General features: G+C 62.8%; 25 protein-coding genes. 14 read left to right on the top strand and 11 right to left on the bottom strand.

Features of this window, described 5'->3' with window-relative positions; translation table 11 throughout:
- Window positions 1-24: 24 nt before the first annotated feature.
- From C7401_RS06580 to C7401_RS06610, 7 genes are all read left to right on the top strand, one after another.
- The gene (locus C7401_RS06580) at window positions 25-900 is read left to right on the top strand and encodes a branched-chain amino acid ABC transporter permease (RefSeq protein ID WP_373864426.1); all 876 of its coding nucleotides are present in this window, start codon (window positions 25-27) and stop codon (window positions 898-900) included.
- A gap of 8 nt (window positions 901-908) precedes the next feature.
- Window positions 909-1,892, top strand: coding sequence for a branched-chain amino acid ABC transporter permease (locus C7401_RS06585; RefSeq protein WP_112170544.1), 984 nt, complete (start codon window positions 909-911; stop codon window positions 1,890-1,892).
- Window positions 1,893-2,011: 119 nt separating this feature from the next.
- On the top strand, window positions 2,012-3,235 hold the full coding sequence (locus C7401_RS06590) for an ABC transporter substrate-binding protein (protein WP_112170545.1): 1,224 nt from the start codon (window positions 2,012-2,014) through the stop codon (window positions 3,233-3,235).
- Window positions 3,236-3,374: 139 nt separating this feature from the next.
- Window positions 3,375-4,730, top strand: a complete 1,356-nt coding sequence (locus C7401_RS06595; protein WP_112170546.1) for an MFS transporter — start codon at window positions 3,375-3,377, stop codon at window positions 4,728-4,730.
- 130 nt (window positions 4,731-4,860) lie between these two features.
- Window positions 4,861-5,817, top strand: coding sequence for a LysR family transcriptional regulator (locus C7401_RS06600; RefSeq protein WP_112170547.1), 957 nt, complete (start codon window positions 4,861-4,863; stop codon window positions 5,815-5,817).
- 142 nt (window positions 5,818-5,959) lie between these two features.
- Window positions 5,960-6,754: an enoyl-CoA hydratase/isomerase family protein gene (locus tag C7401_RS06605; protein WP_112170548.1), complete on the top strand. Its 795-nt coding sequence runs from the start codon at window positions 5,960-5,962 to the stop codon at window positions 6,752-6,754.
- Window positions 6,755-6,781: 27 nt separating this feature from the next.
- Window positions 6,782-7,540: an SDR family NAD(P)-dependent oxidoreductase gene (locus C7401_RS06610; RefSeq protein WP_112170549.1), complete on the top strand. Its 759-nt coding sequence runs from the start codon at window positions 6,782-6,784 to the stop codon at window positions 7,538-7,540.
- A 224-nt stretch (window positions 7,541-7,764) separates the two neighbouring features.
- Here C7401_RS06610 and C7401_RS06615 read toward each other — a convergent pair whose 3' ends face one another.
- Both C7401_RS06615 and scpC read right to left on the bottom strand, forming a co-directional pair.
- Window positions 7,765-8,103, bottom strand: coding sequence for a DUF4148 domain-containing protein (locus tag C7401_RS06615; RefSeq protein ID WP_112170718.1), 339 nt, complete (start codon window positions 8,101-8,103; stop codon window positions 7,765-7,767).
- A gap of 648 nt (window positions 8,104-8,751) precedes the next feature.
- A complete protein-coding gene (scpC, locus tag C7401_RS06620; RefSeq protein ID WP_112170550.1) occupies window positions 8,752-10,260 on the bottom strand; it encodes a succinyl-CoA:acetate CoA-transferase ScpC in 1,509 nt (502 codons plus the stop codon).
- A 117-nt stretch (window positions 10,261-10,377) separates the two neighbouring features.
- Here scpC and C7401_RS44875 point away from each other — a divergent pair, with 117 nt between their 5' ends.
- The 3 genes from C7401_RS44875 to C7401_RS06630 are packed head-to-tail and all read left to right on the top strand — an operon-like array spanning window position 10,378 to window position 11,436.
- Entirely contained in the window at window positions 10,378-10,539 is a 162-nt protein-coding gene (locus tag C7401_RS44875) for a hypothetical protein (protein WP_165841858.1), read from the top strand.
- A gap of 34 nt (window positions 10,540-10,573) precedes the next feature.
- Window positions 10,574-10,870, top strand: a complete 297-nt coding sequence (locus tag C7401_RS06625; protein ID WP_112170551.1) for a YciI family protein — start codon at window positions 10,574-10,576, stop codon at window positions 10,868-10,870.
- Window positions 10,867-11,436 (top strand): AAA family ATPase, encoded by a 570-nt coding sequence (locus C7401_RS06630; RefSeq protein ID WP_112170552.1) that lies wholly within the window; start codon window positions 10,867-10,869, stop codon window positions 11,434-11,436. Before C7401_RS06625 ends, C7401_RS06630 begins: the two co-directional genes overlap by 4 nt.
- A 55-nt stretch (window positions 11,437-11,491) precedes the next feature.
- Here C7401_RS06630 and thrS read toward each other — a convergent pair whose 3' ends face one another.
- The 5 genes from thrS to C7401_RS06655 form a co-directional block, all read right to left on the bottom strand.
- Complete coding sequence (gene thrS, locus C7401_RS06635; RefSeq protein WP_112170553.1) at window positions 11,492-12,742, bottom strand: threonine--tRNA ligase; 1,251 nt, start codon at window positions 12,740-12,742, stop codon at window positions 11,492-11,494.
- 298 nt (window positions 12,743-13,040) lie between these two features.
- Entirely contained in the window at window positions 13,041-13,994 is a 954-nt protein-coding gene (locus C7401_RS06640; protein ID WP_112170554.1) for an MBL fold metallo-hydrolase, read from the bottom strand.
- Window positions 13,991-14,200, bottom strand: a complete 210-nt coding sequence (locus C7401_RS06645; RefSeq protein ID WP_112170555.1) for a DUF2783 domain-containing protein — start codon at window positions 14,198-14,200, stop codon at window positions 13,991-13,993. Before C7401_RS06645 ends, C7401_RS06640 begins: the two co-directional genes overlap by 4 nt.
- Window positions 14,197-15,852: an FAD-dependent oxidoreductase gene (locus C7401_RS06650; protein WP_112170556.1), complete on the bottom strand. Its 1,656-nt coding sequence runs from the start codon at window positions 15,850-15,852 to the stop codon at window positions 14,197-14,199. The genes C7401_RS06645 and C7401_RS06650 overlap by 4 nt, the downstream gene beginning before the upstream one ends.
- 105 nt (window positions 15,853-15,957) lie before the next feature.
- Complete coding sequence (locus C7401_RS06655) at window positions 15,958-16,761, bottom strand: helix-turn-helix transcriptional regulator (RefSeq protein WP_112170557.1); 804 nt, start codon at window positions 16,759-16,761, stop codon at window positions 15,958-15,960.
- 202 nt (window positions 16,762-16,963) lie between these two features.
- Between C7401_RS06655 and C7401_RS06660 the strand changes: the two genes are divergently transcribed.
- The 4 genes from C7401_RS06660 (at window position 16,964) to C7401_RS06675 (ending at window position 21,216) form a co-directional block, all read left to right on the top strand.
- Window positions 16,964-17,500, top strand: a complete 537-nt coding sequence (locus tag C7401_RS06660; protein WP_112170558.1) for a VOC family protein — start codon at window positions 16,964-16,966, stop codon at window positions 17,498-17,500.
- A complete protein-coding gene (locus C7401_RS06665; protein WP_112170559.1) occupies window positions 17,497-18,636 on the top strand; it encodes an alpha/beta hydrolase family protein in 1,140 nt (379 codons plus the stop codon). Before C7401_RS06660 ends, C7401_RS06665 begins: the two co-directional genes overlap by 4 nt.
- A 98-nt stretch (window positions 18,637-18,734) precedes the next feature.
- Window positions 18,735-20,051 carry an MFS transporter gene (locus C7401_RS06670; protein WP_112170560.1) on the top strand — a complete coding sequence of 439 codons (1,317 nt, stop codon included), beginning with the start codon at window positions 18,735-18,737 and terminating at the stop codon, window positions 20,049-20,051.
- Between the two features lie 49 nt (window positions 20,052-20,100).
- Window positions 20,101-21,216 carry a porin gene (locus C7401_RS06675; protein ID WP_224043468.1) on the top strand — a complete coding sequence of 372 codons (1,116 nt, stop codon included), beginning with the start codon at window positions 20,101-20,103 and terminating at the stop codon, window positions 21,214-21,216.
- A 76-nt stretch (window positions 21,217-21,292) separates the two neighbouring features.
- On the opposite strand, the gene C7401_RS06680 is transcribed toward C7401_RS06675, so the two are convergent.
- The 4 genes from C7401_RS06680 to C7401_RS06695 all read right to left on the bottom strand — a co-directional run bounded on the left by C7401_RS06680 (window position 21,293) and on the right by C7401_RS06695 (window position 24,677).
- Window positions 21,293-22,096 carry an FRG domain-containing protein gene (locus tag C7401_RS06680; RefSeq protein WP_112170720.1) on the bottom strand — a complete coding sequence of 268 codons (804 nt, stop codon included), beginning with the start codon at window positions 22,094-22,096 and terminating at the stop codon, window positions 21,293-21,295.
- Between the two features lie 125 nt (window positions 22,097-22,221).
- Window positions 22,222-22,731 (bottom strand): pyridoxamine 5'-phosphate oxidase family protein, encoded by a 510-nt coding sequence (locus C7401_RS06685; protein ID WP_112170561.1) that lies wholly within the window; start codon window positions 22,729-22,731, stop codon window positions 22,222-22,224.
- Between the two features lie 83 nt (window positions 22,732-22,814).
- Window positions 22,815-23,666 (bottom strand): carbohydrate ABC transporter permease, encoded by an 852-nt coding sequence (locus C7401_RS06690; RefSeq protein WP_112170562.1) that lies wholly within the window; start codon window positions 23,664-23,666, stop codon window positions 22,815-22,817.
- A 21-nt stretch (window positions 23,667-23,687) separates the two neighbouring features.
- Complete coding sequence (locus tag C7401_RS06695) at window positions 23,688-24,677, bottom strand: carbohydrate ABC transporter permease (RefSeq protein ID WP_373864427.1); 990 nt, start codon at window positions 24,675-24,677, stop codon at window positions 23,688-23,690.
- Window positions 24,678-24,693: the final 16 nt, after the last annotated feature.

The raw sequence follows: 24,693 nt of genomic DNA on the forward strand, positions 1-24,693 counted from the left end.
AATATTGGAGATTCCGCTGTGGACATGATCTTCGGTGTGCCCACTGCCGCGTTGGCGGGTCAAACGCTGGTCAGCCTGATTAACGGGGCGTTCTACGCCATGCTGAGTCTCGGCCTGGCAATTATTTTCGGCATCCTGCGCATCGTCAACTTTGCTCACGGTGCGCAATACATGCTGGGGGCCTTCCTCGCGTGGTTCATGCTCGACCGCTTCGAGATCAGCTATTGGTGGGCGCTTGTCGCCGCTCCGGTCGTTGTCGGCCTCTTCGGCATCTTGATCGAGCGCGTATTCCTGCAACATCTGTACAAATTCGATCACGTCTACTCGCTGCTTTTGACAATCGGCATCGCACAGATCGTTGAAGGCTTGTATCGCGTTCGCTATGGCGTGAGCGGCAATCCGTATACGAATCCGATGTCGGGCGGCTTCGACATCGGCATCAGCTATCTCCCGGCCTATCGCGTATGGGTCGTGGTCGCGGCCGCGGTTGTGTGTTTCGCCACCTGGTTCTTCATTGAACGCACCAAGATCGGCTCGTACATGCGCGCCGCGAACGAGAACCCGGCGCTGCTCCGGACCTTTGGCGTCAATGTGCCGATCATCCTGACCCTGACCTATGGATTGGGCGCCGCATTGGCCGGGTTCTCCGGCGTGATGGCCGCGCCCATCTATCAGGTTGGCCCCGAGATGGGCGAGAGCCTGCTGATCGTCGTCTTCGCGGTTGTCGTGACCGGCGGCATGGGTTCATTGGGCGGCGCCATCATCACGGGCTTCTTGTTCGGGCTGATCGAAGGTATGACCAAGCTTTTCTTCCCGAGCGCAGCCGGCGTCGTTCTGTTCGTGCTCATGATTCTGACGCTGTTGCTGCGTCCAGATGGTCTGTTCGGCCGCCGAGCCTAAGGATCGCCATGAAAAAGTATTCACCTGTTGTGTTTGTGCTCGCGGCCATCGTCTTGCTGGGCGCGCCGTTCGTGGCCTATCCGGTCTTCCTGATCGACCTGCTCACTGCAACGCTGCTGGCCGCATCCTTGAACTTGCTGATCGGCTACGTTGGGCTTTTGGCATTCGGTCAAGCCATGTTTTATGGCACGTCCTGCTATATCACGGCCTATGCCTTGAAATTCTGGGGTCTGGATGCGGTACCTGCGATCCTGCTCGGTGTGGCGGTGGCCGCTGTGCTGGGCTTTCTTACCGGCGTACTGGCGATTCGCTGTCAAGGCATCTATTTTTCGATGATCACATTGGCATTCGCCCAATTGATCTATTTCGTCGCGCTCCGCATTCCGGATCTCGGTGGTGACAACGGTCTTCAGGACGTGCCTCGTTCACCGTTGTTCGGGCTCATCGACACGACCTCCAACCTGCACATGTACTATGTGGCGCTAGGCCTTGTCGTCCTCGCCATGTGGTTCATCTATCGGATCGTGCACTCCCCGTTCGGGCAGGTGCTGAAAGCCATTCGCGATAACGAACCGCGAGCCGCGTCGCTCGGCTATCACGTCAATCGCTTCAAGCTGATTGCGCTCACTATTTCTGCCGCTCTGGCCGGTCTCGCCGGGTCGATCAAAGTCATGGCGCTTCAGTTGGCAACCCTCACCGACGTCAGCTGGGCGACCTCGGGTGACGCGCTCTTGATTTGCGTTGTCGGCGGTCTCCAGACTTTGATGGGGCCGGTGATCGGCAGCATCGTGATCGTTTCGATTCAGCACTATCTGGCGTTTGCCTCAGAGTGGGTGCCCGTCATTCAGGGTGCTGTATTCATCGTCATTGCCATGCTTTTCCGCAAGGGCATTGTCGGGACGTTTTATGCCTGGCGTGATCGGCGTCGCGAACGTCAAACTGAGACGATCAAGGAAATCTCGTTTGTCGAGGCTGGCAGTGGAAATCCCTAGCCAAATTGAATTGCACCACAACCGGCCAAACGCTAGTATGTTCGCATTACTAATAATATAAATTCCTGCGCTGATTAAAGTACAGGACATCATTTACAAAATCTGGTTGGAGACACAGGATGAGTTTGAAGAAGGCGATTTGTGTGGGCGTCACCACGCTGTTCGGCGTTGGCGCTGCCGGACTGGCGCAGGCCGATCAGGCACCGATCCGTATCGGCTACATCGCAGACCAGACCGGCCCGTACGCGGGTAACGGCGGGCCGGGCGCCGCTATCGCGATACGCATGGCGATCGAAGACTTCGGCGGCAAACTGCTGGGCAAGCCCATCGACCTGCGCGTCGCGGACGACCAGAACAAACCTGACGTCGGCACGGGTATTGTGCGTGAGTGGATCGAACACGATCACGTGAACGCGGTGCTCTCCGGCTCCGGCTCGGCCATCGCGCTGGCCACGTCCAGTCTGACGAAGAAATATCAGACACCCCTGCTCCTGATCGGTCCGCGCACGCCGGACTTGACGAACAAGGCATGCTCGCCGATGAACGTCCAGTTCACGTTCGACACGTACACGATGGCGAAAGCGGGCGTCAAGAATCTGACTTCGCAGGGCCTGAAGACGTTTTTCTTCATCACCGTCGATTATAAGTTTGGGTCTGACATGCAGGCCGACGCCGAAAAGTACGTGACCCAGTTCGGCGGCAAAGTGCTTGGCTCGGTCAAGCATCCGCTTGGCACGACCGACTTCTCGTCGTATCTGATGCAGGCGCAAGCTTCGGGCGCACAGGCCATTGTGCTGCTGAGTGCGGGTTCGGATCTGGACAACGAACTGAAGCAAGCCGCGGAATACCGCATCACCAAGAACGGCCAGAAGATCGCGATCTTCGGCATGACGGAACATGACCTGATGGCGATGGGTCTGGAAGAAACGAAGGACCTGACGTTCCCTGTGCCCGCCTACTGGGATGAGAATGCGCAAACGCGAGCCTTTTCGAAGCGCTTCCAGGCTCGCAACAATGGCGTGATTCCAACGTATATGCAGATCGAGGCCTACTCCGCCATGTCGCACTACCTGAAGGCCGTCACGGCCGCAGGCACGCTCGACGGCCCCGCAGTGATAGGCAAAATGAAGGCGATTCCTGTGAACGACTTCTCGATTAAAAACGCATCGGTTCGTGCTGACGGCCAAGTCGCATTCCCGATGTATACCGTCGTGGTGAAGTCACCCGCCGAGTCGAAATCCAAATACGATTATTACAAGATTGGCGGCCCGCTGAACGCCGAAGATATTTACCGCCCACTCACTGAAAGTAACTGCTATCTGGCCGCAAACAAGTCAATTTAAAAAGGCCATCCACATTTTGTAGAACAGGGAAGCCCTTAAACAGGCACCGTTCAACATAAAGAATTGGCAGCGTGGTCATGGAGCCAATGACCACGCCGTTATTCGCGCTTCTCATTCGTAGGTAAAACGGGATTAGGACATGAAAACCCTTGACGTACAGTCGTTCATTGACGAACGGCCACTTAACCTCTTCCACCTGATTTTGTTTGTACTGTGTTTCCTGACTATTGTTCTCGATGGTCTGGACACGAGCGCGATGGGCTTGATCGCGCCGGCGCTGATTAAAGAATGGGGCGTGACCAAATCTGATTTGGCCCCGGTACTTTCGGCGGCACTGATTGGTATTGGCATCGGCGCTGCCTTTGCCGCTCCCGTCGCGGACCGTATCGGTCGTCGTTCCGTGCTGGTGGCCAGCGTGGCCTTCTTCGGCGTTTTCAGCCTCGCCGCCGGTTACAGCACCAACGTCACTGAACTTCTGTGGGCGCGTCTCCTGACCGGCGTGGGGCTGGGTGCGGCGATCCCGAACTGCGCGACCTTGATGTCGGAATATGTGCCGACGCGCATGCGCTCGATGGCCGTGAACTTCATGCTCTGCGGTTTCGCCTTTGGCGGCGCGGTCACTGGCCCGTTGGCCAAAGCCGTGATTCCGGCCCATGGCTGGCAAGGCTATCTGATCGTCGGCGGTATCGCACCGATCGTTGTCGCGGTCCTGCTCGCCCTGACCCTGCCCGAATCGGTTCGCTACCTGGCCGCCAAAGGCAATAATGACGACCGTATTGCCAAGGCGCTGATGAAGCTCGCACCTGGCACCGATTTCACCGGCGTCAAGTTCGTGACCGACCAGGCCGTTCAGGTCAAGCGCAAAGGTCTGCCGGTTAGCGAACTGTTCAGCAGCCAGTTGGCCATGCCCACGATCCTGATCTGGATCGCTTATTTCTGCTCGCTGGTCACGCTCTACGTGTTCCAGATGTGGCTCCCGTCGATCATGCAGGCAGACGGCCACGCGCTGGCGGACATGGCCGACATGATGATGAACTTCAACCTGGTCTCGGCGGTCGGCATCTTCCTGTCCGGTATCCTGATGGACCGCTTTGGCCCGCTGCGCGTGATCTCCGGTTACTTCGCGATCTGCACGCTGGCCGCTCTCGTGGTTGGTATTACCGGCGCGCACGGTAGCAGCCTGGTCACGCTTCTGATGCTGGTAGCGATGACCAACAACGGCGCCTGTTCCTCGATGTCGACGCTGGCAACCCAGATGTACCCGACGTCGTCGCGCGTGACCGGCGCCGCCTGGATGCTCACGATTGGCCGTTTCGGCGGTGTCGCCGGTACGTTCCTCGGCCCGGTTCTGCTGAGCATGGGTTGGACCATGACCGCAATCGTCGCATGGGTTGCGGTTCCGGCAGTGCTGGCTTCGCTCTCGATCATCTTCATCGGGATCAAGATTCCAACGCTCCTGCGTCGCTATCAAGGCGCTGCTGCGTCTTTCCACTGATCAATAGAAGATCTGTTTGCACTACCGACAAATCCGCTGTTCCTCGACGGCGGATTTGTGTTTTTTCTGGTTACGTTATTCCGAAATGTGCAATAATCAATCTTTATCGAAAGTCAAAGGGTGAGTCGTCGTGGACCGACTTCGTGCGATGGAATTCTTCCTTTCCATCTCCAGAAATAAAAGTTTTTCAGAGACTGCGCGTCAATTTGGCATCGCCCCTGCCTCTGTTTCGAGAATGGTTCTGGATCTCGAGAATGACCTGAAGGTCAAACTGTTCACCCGCACTACCCGCAATGTCGCTTTGACCGAAGCGGGGCTCGAATATGCAAAGCATGTCGAAGGTATTCTGCGGCGCATTGAAGATGCGCATCGGAGCATCACTTCCATCACCACCGCACCCTCGGGAACGCTGCGCGTTCACTCGCGCGTTATGTTCGGCCTGGGCGTGCTACCTACGCTGATCAGCGAATTCTCCAAGCTGTACCCGGACATTCAAGTCGAATTGGTGCTGAGTGAAAGCCCCGCAGATCTGAGCAAGGATCAGATCGATATTGACTTCCGGATTGCACCTCCCGTTGAATCGGGGATCAAGCGCAGAATTCTCTTCAGGAGTGACCGCTATCTGGTCGTGTCTCCTGGTTACTTCTTTGGCCGGAACAAGCCCGCCTCACCGGAAGAACTGAAACTTCACCGATGTGTCGCCTATTCCAAACCGGGAAATGGCTATGCCTGGCGATTCCGCAAAGACAATGTTGAAACCGAAGTCGCATTTCAGCCCTGTCATGTGAGCAATAACGGTATTGCCCTACTTGAATTCGCGCGTATGGGTGAAGGCATTGTTCTTCTGGATGACTACACCGTGCATAAGGACCTCATGAGCGGAAGGCTGGTGCGTCTGCTCCCTGAATATCAGGTCACCAATTCCTCATTCGAAGACGGCATGTACGCGACGATTATCGATTCTCCGTCCATCCCGACCAAGATCCGCCTGTTTCTGGACTTCGTCGCTTCCCGCGTCTCCGGCTCGGAACTCAGGTTCTCCGCTTACGAGTCCCACGAAGTGAGGACCGCTACGAACGGGCAATGATAAGACCGGCCAGGCGCCCTGCACTACCCCTGGTTTTGATGATTCAGCCTTGGATTTTCGTTGAAAATCGGCCAATCCGGCCGCGGTAGAATCACTTGTGCCCTAGAGGCCATAAATCAAGATCAATTACTGGAGTAGACGCATGAGCGCAGACGTGCAAGAAACCGCCCAAAATACGGTGACCCTGGAGGTTCAGGACGGCGTGGCCCTGGTCACGCTCAATCGCCCCGAGGTCAAGAACGCGCTGTCGCGGGCCATGCGTCGTCGTCTCATTGCCGTATTTGACGAGATCAGTCTTCGCGACGATATTCGCTGCGCTGTTCTGACCGGTGCCGGGTCTGCCTTTTGTGCTGGCGCGGACCTGCGCGACCGCCCGGACCCTGACGTCCCCGGTGACTTTCTCGATCACAACCGTTGGACGCGCGAAACCGGCAATTCGATCAAAGAGTGCGCAAAGCCCGTGATCGCGGCCGTCAACGGCCCGGCGCTGGGTGCCGGTCTGGGCTTGATGGCCTCGTGCGACATCATGTACGCCTCGGAAAATGCGGTGTTCGCCATGCCGGAAATCAACGTCGGCCTGGCCGGCGGGGCATCGATGCTGCGTACGTTGTTCGGTCGCTCGACCGTGCGTCGCATGTTCTTTACCGGCGATAAGCTGACGGCTCAAGATCTCCTTCGCCGTAATGTGCTGGAAGACGTGCTGCCCCCCGACCAGCTTCTGCCTCACGCCATGGAACTGGCTCGCCGCATTGCCAGCAAGTCCCCCATCGCGCTCGTCCAGGCCAAGAAGGCGGCCAACTTCACCGACCAGATGCCCCAGCGTGAAGCCTACCGTCACGAGCAGGACATCACGATGATGCTGGCCAGGACCGAAGACGCCAGGGAAGCCCGCATGGCGTTCCTGGAAAAGCGCGCGCCGGTCTTCAAGGGTCGTTAATCTATTAACCGGGAACAGAAAGCTACTATGCAACAAGATTTGGCTGGGCGTTACGCCCTCGTGACCGGAGCCGGCGCTGGCATTGGTAAAGCGACCGCTCTCAGGCTGGCAGCACGTGGCGCTATTGTCGGTGTCAACGACCTGAAGGAAGAACTGGTCAACGATACCGTCGAAGCCGTGATCGCCGCCGGCGGCCACGCATTTCCGGTCGTGAAGAATGTCTCGACCCGCGAAGGCATCACCGAGGCCGTGAATGCGGTCTACGAAAAGGGCGGTCGTTTCGATATCCTGATTAGCAACGCGGCATGGGTTCGCTATCAATCGGTACTGGAAATCGCGCCCGAAACCGTCGATCGTATGCTCGACATCGGTTTCAAAGCGGTGATCTGGGGCATTCAGGCCGCGACGGCCGTCATGGATCCTGAACGCGGCGGCGCCATCGTCAACGTGGCATCGACGGCGGCGCTGCGCTCCGCCGCGAACTCCATTGTGTACTCGGGCATCAAGTCCGGTATCCTGGGGATCACACGCGCGGCGGCGGCGGAACTGGGCGCCCGAAATATCCGCGTCAATGCGGTTTGCCCTTCCGCCGTTCCGACCGAAGGCACGGTTCGAAATCGCAATGAAGAACGTGATGCACGGCGCGTGGCCACGACCCCGCTGGGCCGCCTGGGCAACGTCGATGACATCGCCAAGGCCATCGTGTATCTGGCCTCCGATGATGCGGATTTCGTGACCGCACAGTGGATGGCCGTCGACGGCGGAATCACCTTTACGAATATTTAAGCCGTCGTTTTGGCAGCAAATGAAAAAGCTCGCTCGCACGAGCTTTTTCTGTTTTCAGCATTCCTGAATACTTGCGTTTGCGATTTCGACAATTCATCCGGTTTCGTGCGATCGGAGAAGTCGCCGCGCACGAAAGACGCTCGAAATCACGATGAAGGAGCATTTGGGCCTGCACAACAACACGCCCAAATGCCCGGAGATCATTTCAATCAAGCAGCCGCGCGTTACTGACTGGCGGCGGCAGCCGCGCCTGCCTTCTTCTGCGCGTCTTGCAGGTTCTGCGGATAGTTCGGATCGATCTGTGCGGGCTTGTAGCCAGCGTCTTCAAGCTTCTTGAGTTCCGCGGTGTTCTTCGCGCGCGCGGCTTTGCGCTCCGCTTTGTGCTGCGCCTTCGCCTGTGCCTTCGCTTGCTTTTTCTGTTCCTTGGTAAGCGGCTGTGAAGCCGCGGTTTGGGCGACGGCCGGCGCACTCGCTTCCGTTTGTGCAAGCACGGGCGCGGCGGCGCCGATCAAAAACGCCGTGGTTGCAGCGGCGAGAGTCAGTTTGCCAATGGTTGGGTGCATCGATTCCTCTTTGATTGTTTTGAATGACTTTCCCTTGGCGAAACGCCAGGGCAAGCGGAGCGTTGCGCACGATGTGCGCATCACTCAATGTATACGATTCGCACTGAAGAGAATAGCGGGCGCTGACCCTGGCACGACGATGCAGCGCCTGGCGGTGTGCGTCACCGTTGGATTCGACAAGGCATTTTATGCAGTGCGCCCGCGATGGCACTTCCCCTTTATCGAATATTGAAATTCGTTGCGCGAGAAACTACATCACGATTTCGCTCTGCTCGATGGCGAGATTTGGCTGCGTCGCACCGTGCGTGTTCGCGTCTCGGGTGAAACACCTTTATCGCGTAGTCGAATAACTGATTAATAAATTCACTCAGCATGGCCGCGAGCGAACCGTCGCGTTTAACATGCCGACGATATTCGATGGGGTAACGCCGCACGGGTCGCAGCTTGCCGGACATTGCACTGGACGCGACCAATTCGCGGCCAGTCGCCAAAACGCTCGTCGAGCGCCCTGGCTGTAATCGCGCAATGAACCGGAGGAGGCAACGTCGCGACGAGGGTATCGCCGCGACGGCTATCGGGATGGCAAGATACCGCCGCACTCAGCGCACGAAGGCGAACGCATGAGCGCGCTGAGTGCGGCGTGATGCCTCAACGCATGCTGCCGTTCTCCACGAAGCGCCGGTGCCACGACAACGCTTCGTCGAGAAGGTGCGGTGTGTGTTTGCCCGCGCTCTCGCGGCAGGCGCGCTCGAAATAGTCTTCGAGCAGCGGACGATAATCGGGATGCGCACACTGCGCGATGATGGTCCGCGCGCGCTGCTTGGGCGAGAGGCCGCGCAAATCCGCGAGCCCTTGTTCGGTCACGACCACGGTCACGTCGTGCTCGGTGTGGTCAACGTGGCTTGCCATGGGCACGATGCACGAAATCGCGCCATTCTTCGCAATGCTCGGCGTCACGAAGCACGACAAAAAGCCGTTGCGCGCAAAATCGCCCGACCCGCCAATGCCATTGATGATCGACGTTCCCGCGACATGCGTGGAATTGACGTTGCCATAAATGTCCGCCTCCACCATGCCGTTAATGGCGATACAGCCCAGACGCCTCACCAGTTCGGCGTGGTTCGAGATTTCCTGCGGACGCAGCACGATACGGCTACGGTAGTGGTCGATGTTGCGCTGGAATTCGTCGACGCCCTCGGGGCTCAGCGAGAGGGCCGTGGCCGAAGCCACACGCAGCGTGTCTGTGCGGATCAGGTCGAGCATGCCGTCCTGGATCACTTCGGTGAAGGCGCTGAGGCCCTCGAAGCCTCCGTCGCGCAGGCCGCCGAGCACCGCGTTGGCGATATTGCCCACCCCCGATTGCAGCGGCAGCAACTCCGGACGCAGCCGCCCGTGTGCGATCTCGTGCCGGAAGAACTCGACGAGATGTCCGGCAATGCGCGCGCTGATCTCGTCGGGCGCCGCGAAGCGGCCCAGGCGGTCGGGCGCGTGGGTTTCCACGACGGCGACGACCTTCGCGGGATCAATCCGCAGATACGGCTCGCCAATCCGGTCGCCGGGCGAGACCAACGGTATCGGTTTGCGCTCGGGCGGCAGCGCCGTGCCATAGTAGATGTCGTGCATGCCGTCGAGACCGGCTGGCTGATTCGAATTCACCTCCAGGATCACCTGACTCGCCAGATCAATCCACGTCTTGTTGTTACCCACCGAAGTCGATGGAATCAGGCGACCGTCGGGGAGGATGCCCGCGACCTCGATCACCGCCATGTCGATCTTGCCGAGAAAGCCGAACCAGGCATACTGGGCCACCTGGCCGAGGTGAATATCCATGTACTCAATCTCGCCCCGATTGATGCGCGCGCGCAGTTCCGGATCGCTCTGGTAAGGCAGGCGAAAATCGATTCCGCCGACTTTGGCGAGCGCCCCGTCGAGCTCCGGCGCCGTGGATGCCCCCGTGAGCACGCGAATGGCGAACCGTTCGCCCCGGCCATGCGCGTTCTCGATCAGGTGCGCGAGTTCGAGAGGAACAGCTTTCGGATAGCCTGCGCCTGTGAAGCCGCTCATGCCCACCGTCATGCCCGGCTGAATCAGCCGCGCAGCCGCACTGGCCGGCATCACTTTCGAAGCGAACAACGCGTTCTGGATCCTCGATTCCATTTGAGTTCCTCGATATCCTGGGTTAGGGGCAGAACGACAGTCGTGTCACGACGCGTCGCAACGACAGCCGTTTTCATACGTCCGTTCCTCGACCACGGATGTGCATGCCGCGTGCGCATGGGTGAAACGATCGCGTGCAGCGTCAGTGTGGCATCAATCGATATCAATGTGAAATGCGGCGAACGGCACGACGCGCTCACCTTCACCTGCCGCCGCTTTCCGAGGCCGAGCGACGCGGCGCGGCGCAGCCTGACCCACAAGCGCGCGCCGTGCGGCTAACATACACGTCTGTCGCCAACCACCTCGCACGACCATGTATATCGTTTCGCTGATCTATACCGCTTCGCTCGAACGCATCGACGACGCCCTGCCCGCGCACCGCGAATACCTCGACGCGCAATTCGAAGCCGGTAATTTCATTGCGGCGGGACCGAAAATGCCGCGCGACGGCGGCGTGATCATCGCCTCGCATATGCCGCGCGCGCGGCTCGACGCGCTCCTCGCCGCCGATCCTTTCGCGCAGCAGGAGCTGGCCGCCTACGACGTCACGGAATTCAAGGCCACGCGGCTCGCACCCGACCTGAATCTGCCGCGGCCCGAAACGCCGTGAGCGCAGTCCCCGGTGACGCGCCCGGCCGCTTCGTCGTGCTCACCGGCTGCTCAGGGGGCGGCAAGTCCACGGTCCTCGCCGAGCTGGCGCGACGTGGTCACGCCGTCGTGGCGGAGCCGGGGCGGCGTGTCGTGCAAGCGCAAATGCTCGCGTACGGGCGCGCGCTGCCGTGGCTCGACCTGGCGGCGTTCCTCCATCACGTGATCGACGTCGCGCGCGACGATCTCGCCTCGGCGCCTGCCTCGGGCTGGGTATTCTTCGATCGCGGTCTGATCGACGCCGCGGTTGCACTCGCACATCTGCAAGGCACACCGCTGCAAGAGACGCTGGAGCACGCGCCGCGCTTTTATCGCCGCGTATTTGTCGCGCCGCCCTGGCCGGAGATCTACGTTCAGGACGACGCGCGCCGCCACGATCTCGCCAGCGCGAACGCCGAATACGAGCGCCTGCGCGCCGCGTACCCGGCGTTGGGTTACACGCTCACGCCATTGCCGAAAACCGGCGTTGCCGAGCGCTCGGACTTCATACTCGCCACGCTGCGCGCCGACAACGCCGGAATGCATTGAGTCGCCGCCAGGCGCGATCTCACGCCACAGACGGCCAACAGGCAGCAACGTGCAATCACCGCTCCGGCAAGCTGGCTTCGCGCAACAGCATCGCGATCGCCTCATCAAGCGGCAACGTGGCCTGATCGCCATTGCGCCTGCGGAGACTGACCGTGCCATCGCGTTCGTCGCGTGCGCCGACCGCGATCAGCAGGGGTATCTGCAATTCCCGCGCATCGACGATCTTCCGCTCCAGTCGCTCGGCCCGGCAATCGGCAACCACGCGCAATCCCGCGTCATCGAGCCTCTGCACCACGCGCATGGCATAAGGCGCATAGGCATCGCTGATACTCGCCACCACGATCTGTTCCGGCGCGAGCCATAAAGGCAACCCGCCTTCGTAGTGCTCAAGCAGTATCGCAATGAAACGCTCCATGCTGCCGAGCACCGCGTGATGCACCATCACGGGCGTCTCGCGCGCGCTCGATTCGTTGACGAAACTCGCGCCCAATCGCTGAGGCAGCACGAAATCGAGCTGAATCGTTCCGCATTGCCACTGCCGGCCTCGGCTATCCGCCAGTTTGAATTCGAGCTTCGGTCCGTAAAACGCGCCCTCGCCCCCGGAAATATCGAATTCAAGACCCGCCGCCCGTGCCGCCGCCGCGAGCGAGGCTTCCGCCCGATCCCACACGGCCTCTTCGCCCGCCCGTTGCGCGGGCCGCGTGGCCAGCGCGACCGCGATCGACGAAAATCCGAGGTCCGCATAGACGGCACGCAGCAATGCGCAAAAGCGCGCCACTTCATTTTCGATCTGCGATTCCGTACAGAACACGTGCGCGTCGTCTTGCACGAACGCACGCGTGCGCTTGAGCCCTTCCAGCGAACCCGATGGCTCGTCGCGGTGACACGCGCCGAATTCGCTGTAACGAACGGGCAACTCGCGCCAGGAACGAATCCCCTGATTGAAGACCTGCACGTGACACGGGCAACTCATCGGCTTCAGGCAAAGGGCCTGCGCGTCTTCATGATCGCTCTCGGCCAGGCGCTCATTCATCGACCGCTCATTCATCGACCGCTCAGGCAGCGCATACATCTGCGCGCCGAATTTGTCCCAATGTCCACTGCGCTCCCACAGCGAACGCGCGAGCAGTTGCGGCGTGCGGATCTCGCGAAAGCCCGCGCGACGCATGTGCTTGCGCACATACTCTTCCAGCACACGGTACAGCGCCCAGCCGCGCGGATGCCAGAACACCATGCCGGGACCTTCCTGTTGCTGGTGGAACAGATCCAGCCTGCTTCCCAGAATGCGATGATCGATGTCGTTCACGATAACTCCATGTCAGTGTGTTTCGACAACACACGGAGCGCCGTAAACGCCAAGGGCCCCGTCCGTTGCCGGCGGGGCCCTTGGTGGTAGCAACCACGGTATTACCGCGCGCACCCTCCAGACGACCCGCCGTTACCGGTGGTCGTGGTGGTGGTGAGGCTCGCGAGGAATAGCGGATGATGTTGCATGGCTCCACGATAAATCACTTCAGCAGGCCGCGTCAATTGCCGTGATGTTGACGGGCACGGCAGCGACGGTGGCATTCATGCCCGGCCATCACGAACGTATGACTTCCCGCTTACTCGTGCAGCAGCTTCCACAACTCGACGTCGCGTTCGGCAGTCCAGATGCGCGGATGCTCGGTGCCATTGAGTTCTTCGAAGGCGCGGCAAACGTCGAACGGCAATACGTGCTGAAACACCGGCCAGTCGCCGAACACGGGCTTCATCGTTTCGAGCGTCTGGAAATAGCACTCCTTGAGCGAGGCGCCGCGCGCGATCGCGGCGCCCACGCAGTCGAGCACCGTGTCGACGAAACGCTGGGTGCCGTCGATCGCCTGTTCGACCTGCGCGCGGCCATTGAGCGCCGCACCGCGGCCCGGAAGCAGCACATCGGCGTCGAGCGCGCGCAACTTCGCGAGCGTCTTCGACCATGCACGAAGATAGCCGTCGCCCGCATAGACGCCGCAACGATTCTCGACGAGATCGCCCGAAAACAGCACGCGCTCCGCCGGCAGCCAGCAAACCGAATCGCCGAACGAGTGGCCCGCGCCGAAGTGGCGCAACTGGATCTCGCGGCCGCCGAACCACAACGTCAGCGTGTCCTCGAACACCATGTGCGGGTAGGTAAGGCCCGGAATCTCGTCGATGCCTTGAAAGAGCCGCGGAAAGCGCCCGGCCTCGGAGGCGAAATCGGCCTCGCCCCGCGTGCGGATCCAGTCGAGCGTCCCCGCGCTGCTGATGACGGTCGCGCCGTCGAACACGCTCGCGCCCAGCACGCGCACGGCGTGATAGTGCGTGAGAAACACATATTTCACGGGCTTGTCGGTGACGCTCGCAATCGCGTCGCGCAACTCGCGCGCGAGCGTGGGCGTCGCGCGCGTGTCGATGACGAGCACGCCGTCGTCGCCCACAATGAAGCCGCAATTTGGATCGAAGTCCGAAACGAATCCGTAGACACGATCGGCCAGTTCGACGAGGCGTGCCTGTTGCGCGCGCGTGTCGGCGGCCGAGGCGAAGGAAACGGTGGTCATGTCAGTTCTCCCGGGAGGCAAGGCGAAACGAGGCGTGCGGCGTCGAGCAATCCGGCAAGACGCGCGCCATCGTCGATTTCATTCATGAGCAAGAGCACGAGGCGCGCGTTGAGCAAGGCGCTCGCCTCGGCGTCGAGGTCCTGATGCAGATCGAGCAGCGCTTCATAGCGATCGTCGGTCGTGGCGAGAAGTCGGGCGGCACTCATGCGAGCCTCTCCGGTTCGAGTGTGGGTTGTCCCAGCGCGCACGCGACGGCGGCGCGCACTTGCGTGACGTCGGCGCATGCGACGATTGCGGCGAGGTGCGAGTCGGGCCGGATGAGCGCCGCGCCTGCATGCGGCACGCAAAGATGCGTGCGCGCCGGTTCGTCGGCCGCGATATCGCGACCGAGCACGTACACGTCAACCGGCAGCGCGACAAGTGCCGCACGCAACGCTTCGAGGTCCGGGCAAGCGTCATCGACGAACAACATCAACCGGCCATGCGAGCGCGCCGCGAGTGTCATCAGCGAGCGCGTTTCACCGCGCACGTTCAACTCGACGTTGGGCACGCTCGCGCCAACGCCCGCGCCGTGCGCGCCGAATGCCGACATGCCTCGATAATCGTGCGGCGTGCACAGGCGCCCCGTATTGAGCAGGCCGCGGGCGAACACGTGCTCGCCCGCCAGCGAGAGCACGGCGCGACGGAACACATGCTCGGCTTCGTTGGCCGGGCGCATGAAGCGGCCGGAGCGCTGCGTGACGCGGATATTCGTTTGCGCGGCCGCGCGGCGCTCTTCGTCATAAGTCGCAAGCAGCGCTTCGTCCGCCTCGCCGCGAAGCACCAAGGCAAGCTTCCAAACGAGATTGTCGGCGTCCTGAATGCCGCTATTGCCGCCGCGCGCGCCAAACGGGCTTTTCACGTGGGCGGCGTCGCCCAGGAAGAGAATGCGCCGGTGCCGGAACGAGTCAAGCAGTTGCGTACGGTAGAAGTACGGCCCGACCCACACGAGTTCGAATGGCACGTCGCCAAGCATTTTGCGCACGCGCGCTTCGGCCACTTCGGTACGGCTCACTTCGGCGGGGTCGCAGTGCTCGTCCATCTGGAAGTCGAGACGCCACACGTCGTCGGCCATCAGGTGTTGCCAGACGCCCCGTCCTTCGTTGAACGGCGCGTCGACCCAGGTCCAGCGTTCGTGCGGCAGCGGCGCACGAACGCGCACGTCGGTGATGCACCAGCGGTCGGGCGTGCGCTCGCCGCTCACCTGGAGGCCGAGCGTCTCGCGCACGAAGCTGCTGGCGCCTTCGGCGTCGAGCACCCAGTCGGCTTCGAGCCGATAGTCACCCTCGGGCGTCGTGACGTCGAGCACCGTATGATCGTCGTGGGCGGCCACGCCTGTCACGCGCGATGACCAGCGGATCTCGCCGGTATTCAGTTCTTCGAAGCGATCCGCGAGAAACCATTCGATATAGAACTGCTGGAGGTTCACGAACGGCGGCTGCAACGAGGTGTGCGTGCGCGCGAGATCGTATTCGTAGAGCACCTTCTCGCCGGAGAGCACTTTCGTGACCGACCACGTGACGCCCTTGGCGAGCACGCGCTGCGCAATGCCTAGCCGCGCGAAAATTTCGAGGCTACGTTGTGCGTAGCAGATGCCGCGGCTCGACGCGCCGCGCACGCCGACCGTGTTGTCCTCGTCTAGCACCACGACGTCGATGCCGTGCTGCGCGAGATCGACCGCCGCCGTGAGGCCGGCGAGGCCCGCGCCGATCACGACAACGCGATAGCGCCGGTGCCGGCCGTCGAGTTCCGGGGGGCGTTTAAAGGGAAAAACGGGCAGCGCGTAGCCCCCGCTCTTGTCCGTGCTGGCTCGGACCATGCTGTCTCCTTGCTGGACGTTGTGTTACGCCGTGCAAGGATACGAAGCGAAGCGGTGGGCCGTCTGTCCCGATGTGTGATGACGTCGTGCGTCAGGCGTAACGCGTCAGGCGTCGAGCGGCGCGACGCGCGTGCCGCTCAGCAACGCGACAAGCTCGCTCTGGCGGCGAATGCCGAGCTTCTGATAGGCGCGCTGCTTGAGCGTATTGACGGTCGTGACGGCGATGTCGAGCGCACGCGCGATCTCCTTCGCACTGAAGCCGCGCACGCACAGTTGGGCCACGTCGCGCTCGCGTTCGCTCAGGCGCGCCCAGTCCGTGGGCGCGGTAGTGCACACAGCCCCGCGCGCTTCGGCGCGCGGGGCGCGCAAACGGCTGTGCTTGCGAACGGCGGCGAGCAGCGGCTGCGCAAGCGCCTGCGCGGCTTCGAGCGCGCGCTCGTCCAGCGCGCCGCTCGTGGCGCAGCGATAGAAGTTGGTCGCGACGATCGCGCCGTCGTCCAGACGCGCCGCGAACGACACGCGCTGCGCGATGCCGAGCCGGTCATAGCAGAGCTTGCGGTGATCGGAAGACGAGACCTCGTCGCGCGTTTGCAGCGTGAGCACGCCGCCGCTGACCGAGAGCGACGGATCGGCGAACGTGCGATCGTGTGCGTAGAAGCCCGCGCTCACATAGGCGTCGCCCGCGAGGCGCGCCCCGTCGCCTTCCAGGCTCGCGGCTTCGAGCGCGCAGGTGTCGCCGGCCGGCGAGCGCAGCAGGATCGAGCAATGGCTCGCGGCCAGATGCGCGCCGATGATGCCCAGCACGGTATGGGCAAAGCGCGCTTCGCCGAGGTGATCGATCAGCGCCGCGGCATCTGCGGCAGCGATCTGCGGCGCGCTCTGGACCGCTTGCAGTGGATAGCTTCGCACCGGTGTCTCCCTACCTTTCTTTCATCAGTCTTTCGCTTGGCGTCCAGCATTAGAGCGCGCGCGACGCGCGCGTACCTATCCGTGTTAACCCGCTTTCGCGGCGCCGTCATCAGCAATCAGGACAGACGTTGCGCGGTGCGCTTTGCCATCATCCGGCCGTATCCAGAAACCGTGCCCGCACAGCCGGGCCCCCGGAGGCAACATGAAACCACCCGAGCCGATTCGCGGTCTGCATCACTTCGCATGGCGCTGCCGCGACGCCGAAGCCACGCGCCACTTCTATGAGGACATCCTCGGCTTGCCGCTCGTGCATCTGATCAAGCTCGACCACGTGCCTTCCACGGGCGAATACTGCCCCTACGTGCACATCTTCTTCCAGATGACCGACGGCTCGTCGCTCGCGTTCTTCGACCTCGGCGACGACACGGCCGCGCTGCCCTCGCCCAATACGCCCGCATGGGTCAATCACATCGCGCTGCGCGTGGACTCGGTGGCGGCGCTCGAAGCCATGCGCGCGCGCCTCGAAGCGCACGGCGTCGAGGTGCTCGGCATCACCGATCACCACATCATTCGCTCGATCTACTTCTTCGATCCCAATGGCTTCCGGCTGGAGCTGACCACGCCAACCGCGAGCGACGCCGACATGGCCGCGCACGCGCAAGAGGCTCACGCGCTGCTCGCCGGCTGGGACGCGGAGAAGGCCGCGCGCCGCGCCGATCACGCGGAGGGCCGCGCATGAGCACGCTGCCGGTCACGTTCGTCGATATCGAGGTGCCACCTGGCGTGGCGATGGAAAGCCAGTCCGGCCTGCAAAACCTGCGGCCGCGCATTTACGGCGCACTGGTCGAGCCCGCAGGCGGGGTGCGCGATGTGGCCGCCATCGTGATGCATCCGACCTCGAATTACATGGGCCACTATCTGCTGCAACCGCTCGCGGCGCGCGGCATTGCGTGCATGGGCCTCAATTCGCGCTACGCCGGCAACGACACGATGTTGCTGATGGAGCAGGTGTTGCTCGATCTCGCGGCGGGCGTGCGCCATCTGCGCGCGCGCGGCTATCGCAAGGTCGTGCTGATCGGCAATTCGGGCGGCGCGGCGCTGTCGAGCTTCTATCAGGGCCAGGCCGAGCACTTCAGCGCGACGCATTATGCCGATGGTCTGCCCACCGCGCTGCGCGCGGCCGACCTGCCGCCCGTCGACGGCATCGTGCTGTCGGCCGCGCATGCGGGCCGCGCGCGCTTGATCGCCGAATGGCTCGACCCCTCAGTGATCGACGAGTCCGATGCGCTCGCGACCGACCCCGCATGGGATCTCTACGACGGTACGCGCCGCGCGCCGTTCGCGCCCGCGTTCGTGGACGCGTTCCGCGCGGCCCAACTGGCGCGGCGCGATCGCATCGAAGCGTGGGTGCTCGCGCGCCTGCGCCAGTTGCGCGCGAATCCGCAAGGTCCGCAGGATCAGACCTTTCTCGTCTATCGCACGCATAGCGATCCGCGCTTTCTCGACCTCGCGCTCGACGCCAACGACCGCAAGGCCGGCTCGATCTGGGGCGACCCGCGCACGGTGAACTACGGCGCCAACGCCATGGGCCGGCTCAACACGCTGCGTTCGTGGCTCTCGCAGTGGTCGTCGCGCTCGCAGGCCGACGGTCCCGCGAGCCTCGCTCGCACCTCGGTGCCCGTACTGCTCATGACGCACACCGCCGACGGCTCGACCTTCCCGAGCACCGCACGCGCGTGGCGCGACGCGGCCGGCGCGCGCCTCGCCGAAATCGCGGTGCCCGGGGGCAATCACTATCTCGCGGGCCAGCCCGATCTGGTCACGCTTTCCGCCGACGCGATGGCCGACTGGATCGGCCGCCACATCACCCGCTAGCGCGTCGACAACGCATCACGTCCGGGGCCGCACGCGAGCCGCGCGAAGAACGCAGGCGTGCGGCCCCTTTTTGTTCACCAGCATTCCGGAGGAGACCCATGTCACACGTCAGCGCCGTTCGACCCGCAGCGGCCGCCACGCCCGCCGCGATCTACCGCAAGATTTCCTGGCGCATCGTGCCGCTGCTGTTCATTTCGTACGTGGTCGCATTTCTCGACCGCATCAACATCGGCTTCGCGCAGTTGCAGATGAAGCAGGACCTCGGTTTCACCGATGCGATTTACGGCCTCGGTGCAGGCATTTTCTTCATCGGCTACGTGATCTTCGAAGTGCCGAGCAATCTGCTGCTCGCGCGCATCGGGGCACGGCGCACGTTCTCGCGCATCATGCTGTGCTGGGGCATCGTGTCGGCCGGCATGATGTTCGTGAGCGCGCCGTGGCAGTTCTATCTCATGCGCTTCCTGCTCGGCGCCTTCGAGGCGGGCTTCTTTCCGGGCATCGTGCTGTATCTGACACTCTGGTATCCCGCCGAGCGGCGCGCGACCGTCGTGTCGTGGTTCTTCGCGGGCGTTGCGTTCGCGGGGCTCATCGGCGGCCTGCTGTCCGGCTGGATCATGAAGGACATGGCCGGCGTGGCGGGTCTCGCGGGCTGGCAATGGATGTTCTTCATCGAAGGCACGCCCGCCGCCCTGCTCGGGCTCGTCTGCTACTTCGCGCTCGTCGACTCGCCCGACGAAGTCGACTGGCTCAGCGACGACGAAAAACGCTTCGTCACCGAAACGCTCGCCGCCGAGCGCACCGCACTGCCCGCCGCCGCACCGCATTCGTTTGGCGCGGCGTTGCGCAAGCCGCTCGTCTACGTGTTCTCGTTCGTGTACTTCGCGCTCGCGGCCGGCTCATTCGCCATCAGCTTCTGGGTGCCGACGCTCATCAAGGAGCTGGGCGTCACCGACGTCCTGAGCGTCGGCCTCTATAGCGCGATTCCCTATGGCATCGGCGCCATCGGCATCATCACGATCGCGCGGCGCTCGGACCGCCTCATGGAGCGGCGCTGGCACTTTGCCTTCTGCGCGTTCGGCGCAGGGCTCGCGCTCGCCGCCCTCACGCTGCACTTCTCGAACATCGCCCTGATGATCGCGATTCTTTCGATCGCCGTGGTGTGCGTCTATGCGGCCATGCCGGTGTTCTGGGCAATTCCGCCCGCTCACCTCTCGGGGGCCGCGGCGGCGGGCGGCATCGCGTTCATCAGCAGCGTCGGGCAGATCGGCGGCTTCGCGAGCCCCTACGCGATCGGCCTCATCAAGACGCACTTCGGCAATCTCGATCACGGCTGGCACCTGATGAGCCTGCTGCTGTGCCTCGGTGGCGTCGCAATGACGCTTGCGCTGTCGCCGGGGAACGGCAAACGCGCCTGACGTTTCCCCCTCTCACTCAAAACAAGACTTCGACCGGAGACCCTCGATCATGGCTTCGCTTCTGCGCAAAACCCTCCTCGCTTCACTGGCCCCACTCGCCGCGCTGCCTGCGCTCGCTCACGCGGCCGACGGCGTCACGCTATATGGCATCATCGACAGCGGCCTCACCTATGTGAGCAACGAAGCCGGCCATTCCGCCTGGCTCACGCAAGGCGGCGTGAACCAGAACAACCGCTGGGGCTTGCGTGGCCAGGAGTCGCTCGGTGGCGGCTGGCAAACGTTGTTCGTGCTGGAAAGCGGCTTCGATTCGTTCAACGGCAGCCTCGGTCAGGGAGGACGCCTGTTCGGGCGTCAGGCGTGGGTCGGGCTCGACTCGCCGTATGGCACGTTGATGTTCGGGCGCCAGTACGATCCGATCGTCGACTACGTCACGCCGCTTTCGGGCGTTGTCGCATTCGGCTCCTATGGCGCGCATTTCGGCGATCTCGACAATCTGCTCGACACGTACCGCGTGGATCGCTCGGTCAAGTTCCGCAGCGCGAAGTATGCGGGCTTTTCTTTCGAGGGCTTGTTCAGCTTTGGCGGCACGCCTGGCGACTTTGCACAGAACCGCGTCTGGAGTGTCGGCGCGGGTTACGCGCTTGGCGGGCTGACGCTCGGCGCGGGCTATATTCACATTGACGACCCGCTCACCGCCGTGTACGACGGACGCGGCACGATCGACAGCGCGATTATCGGCAGCGTGCCGCTACAGTCCGCGCAAAAGCTCGAAACGGTGGCGGCCGGGGCGTCGTACGCGCTCGGGTCCGCCACCATCGGCGCCGTCTACACGCGCGTGAAGTTCACGCAGAGCGCGGCCGTTTCCGGCAATTCGCTCTGGCAAAACGCCGAAATCAATGCGCGCTATCTGCTCACGCCGGCTTTGCAGCTTTCCGCGCTCTATACATACACGCGCGGCAAGATCGACAGCACGGGCGCCGTGCCCAAATACCATCAGGCCGATCTCGGGGTCGACTATTGGCTTTCGAAACGCACGGACGTTTATCTGTTCGCCGTTTATCAGAAAGCAGCGGGAGACGCGGAGCGCGCGCAGATCGTTTCGCTTTCGGCTTCGGGGGGCGCAACCCAGGTCGCGGTGCACGCAGGGCTGCGGCATCGCTTCTGATACGCGAGGTGCCCGGCGGCGGGTCCGCCGCCGGATTTCGGAAACTGCCCCCGCCTGGCATCGAACGTAAGGTGCCTCAATTCGTCGAGCCGCTGCCCGGTGCGATCATGCCCGACCACACGATCTCCAGTTCCACGGCAATGGAGCGCGCGAGTCCGTCAAGCCCTGGAAACAGCGACGCATTCGTGATGTTCATGCGGTAGAGCCACTTCATCGCGTCCATGCGAATGCGCGCGGGCAGCACGATTTTATGCAGCAGTTCCTCGTTGCTCTCGTAACCGTCGAGAATCGCCTGCAACGGCTTGTCGATCACGCCTGGCACGACGAAGGTGCCCGATTGCGCAACGAGCCGGTCATCCATTTCCGTGGGCTCGCCCGACCAGAGAATTTCGTTCGTGTTGCTAAAGAAATAGCGCTCGAAGTTGTCCTGCACGCGCGGGTCGATCACGTCGCGCGTGAGCGAAGGGTTCGCGCGCGGCAATGCGCGGCTGTTCCAGAGCGCGGGCGTGTTGAGCGCGTAGACGGCCGCGTCGCCGGTCGCGCGTTCGAGCGCGAAAAAGGCCGCGACGAACGGGCTCTTGGTGAAGTCGAGCAGCCGCGTGGGCGCGCCGTGGTGCTGCATGAGCGCGAGACACCGCAGGTCGTCCCGGAGCATCTCCGGGTGCGCGAGAAAGTTGTGCGCCTTGCGGCGGAACACGCGGATCGCGCGCTCCTCGCGCTGGCGCCATTGCAGCCGGTCGCCCACATAGTCGCGCATGTAGCGCGTGAGCGAGCTCTCCAGCCGCCACTGCGCGTTTTGCTGGCCGCGAAAGGCCCAGCCGTCCAGTTGCGTCGTCAGCGCCATGAACTGCTGCCAGTCCGAGAGTTCGGTGGTTTGCATCGTGATTCCGTTGGCTTGCGTGCCGGGTTTGCGCCGGGTTTGCGCTTGCATGTCGCGCTTGTGTGCGTTGCAGCACACGCTAGCACATCCACGATGACAACCGCGCGAAGCGGGCGCCGCTTCGCTCAGGCAAGCGCGCGCAGCATCGCGATCTGCTCGCGCCAGCGCGCGATTACGCGTCCGGGCTCGTAGAGCCGGAACGTCACGCCGCTCAGCACCTCGGCATATTTTGCGCGATGCTCGGTCACGGCTTCGATCGCTACGCGAAACACGCTCAGTTCGAGCGCCGTCTGCTTTTGCGCCAGAGCGTGCGCCCGCGCGCGGATTTCCAGCAGCGCGCCGTCGTGCACGAGCGAGAGCGTGAGGCGGCCGTCGCGAGAGAGATTGCGTGTGGTGCTCGACTGCGGCCAGACCGCGATCAGCAGCGTGCTCGCATTCACGGCCAGGATCTCGCCCGCGCTCAGTTGCGCCGCGTGCGGCCAGCCGTCCTCGCTCACGGTGGAGAGGCGGATCGCGTCCGAAAGACGCGCTTCGAGGTGCTCGCCGTCGAAATCGCGCACAATTGCATCGGGCAACTGATCTGGCGACTGCGTGGTCGAAGCCGCCGGCGCGGCGGCGGGTTCATCGTGTTGCATGAGGCGTTCCTTGCTTGCGTCACAGGCCTTGAATTGGACCGTAGCGCCGCACCGAAGTCAAACCGCCCCGCTCGCGCCCAGGCTCAGCCCTTGGTCGCGCCGAACGTGAGCCCGGCCACGAAGTGCTTCTGCATGGCGAAGAACATCATCACCGAAGGCAAGGCGGCAAGCACCGAGCCCGCCGAAACGAGGTTCCACGCCGTCGTCCACTGCCCCTTGAGCGCAGCAACGCCCACGGTGATCGGCGCGGCGTCGTCGCCCTGGGTCAGGCACAGCGCCCAGAAATAGTCGTTCCAGACGAACGTGAACACGAGAATGGCGAGCGCGGCCAGCGCCGGGCGAATGAGCGGCAGCACGATGCGCACGAACACGGTCCACTCGTTCGCGCCCTCGATACGCGCGGCCTCGACCAGTTCGAACGGCAGTTGCTTGATGAAATTGCGCAGGAATAACGCGCAAAAGCCGGTCTGAAACGACAGATGAAAGAGAATCAGGCCGCCCACGGTGTTGTAGAGGCCGAGCTTGAGCGTCAGATCGCGCACGGGAATCATGAGCACCTGGATCGGCACGAAGTTGCCCGCAACGAAGGTCGCGAACAACGCCGGGTTGCCCGGAAAGCGGTAGATCGCCAGCGCATAGCCCGCCAGCGCCGCCAGCGCGATGGCCCCCGCCACGGCCGGAATCGTGATCTGCACGCTGTTCCAGAAGTAGTGCAGCATGGGCGAGGTCGTGAGCGCGTCGCGATAGTTCTCGACCATCGCGAAGTGCCTCGGCCAGCCCCAGTAGTTGCCTTCGCTCAGTTCGTCGGTGGAGCGCACCGAGGTGATGAGCACGGCGATGAGCGGCAACAGCCAGATCACGAGCGCCACTGGCAGCGAGAGCTTGTACAGGCGGCGCGACGCGGGCTTCCATTTGTCGAGCGGGATCGGGAACATGGTCGGCTCCTCGCGGCGCGGTCAGTGTTCGCTGCGCAGCAGGCGGCGCAGGTGATAGACGATATAGAGCAGCATGATCGCGAACAGCACGACGGCAATCGAGGCCGAATAACCGAGCCGGTAATACTTGATCGCCTGGTCGTACATGTAGTAAGCGAGCACGGTCGAGCTTTCGAACGGTCCGCCGCCCGTCATCACGGAGATGAGGTCGAAGCTGCGCAGCGCGCCAATCACCGTGACCACCACGGCCATGAAGGTGACAGGCCGCAGTTGCGGCAGGATCACGTGCCAGAGCATGGTCCAGCCCTTCGCGCCTTCCATGCGCGCGGCTTCGATCTGCTCGCTGTTGAGCGTGGTGAGGCCCGTGAGGTAAAGGATCATGCAGTACGCGGTTTGCGGCCACAGCGCCGCGAAAATGATGCCGGGCGTGGCGTAGTGCGGGTCGCCGAGCACGGGAATGCCGTGCCCCACGATCATCGCGAGCAACCCGAACGTGGGGTCGTAGAACCACGAGTAGATGAGGCCCACCACCACGCCCGAAAGCACGAACGGCGCGAAGAACAGCGACTTGACGATGCGAATGCCGCTCACGGCCTGGTTCAGGTACAGCGCGATCGCAAGCCCCATGGGCGGCGCGAGCAGGAACAGCACGAGCCAGATCACGTTGTTCTTCAGCGCCGTGTAAAACGTGGGCGACTGAAACAGTTCGGTGTAGTTCGCGAGGCCCACGAAGCTCGCGTCGCTCATGCCGTCCCAGTTGTAGAACGAGAGGCGCAGCGTGGAGAGAATCGGCCAGATCACGTAGACCGCGAACATGATGCACGCGGGCGCGAGAAAGAGGCATGCGGCGCGGCGCTGGCGGCGCGCGGTGGGCGACACGCGGCGGCGCGGTCTAATGCCACGGCCGCTCGTTTGCGGCATGCCGCCCGCGCCTGCGGCATCACCACCGGCATCGCCTTCGTCGCCCGGCGACGCGGCGCCGTCCACGCGGTGCGCAACGGAGTGGGTCACTGCCTGTCTCACGGCG

It is taken from the genome of Paraburkholderia unamae (assembly GCF_003268775.1).
GTDB lineage: Bacteria > Pseudomonadota > Gammaproteobacteria > Burkholderiales > Burkholderiaceae > Paraburkholderia > Paraburkholderia unamae.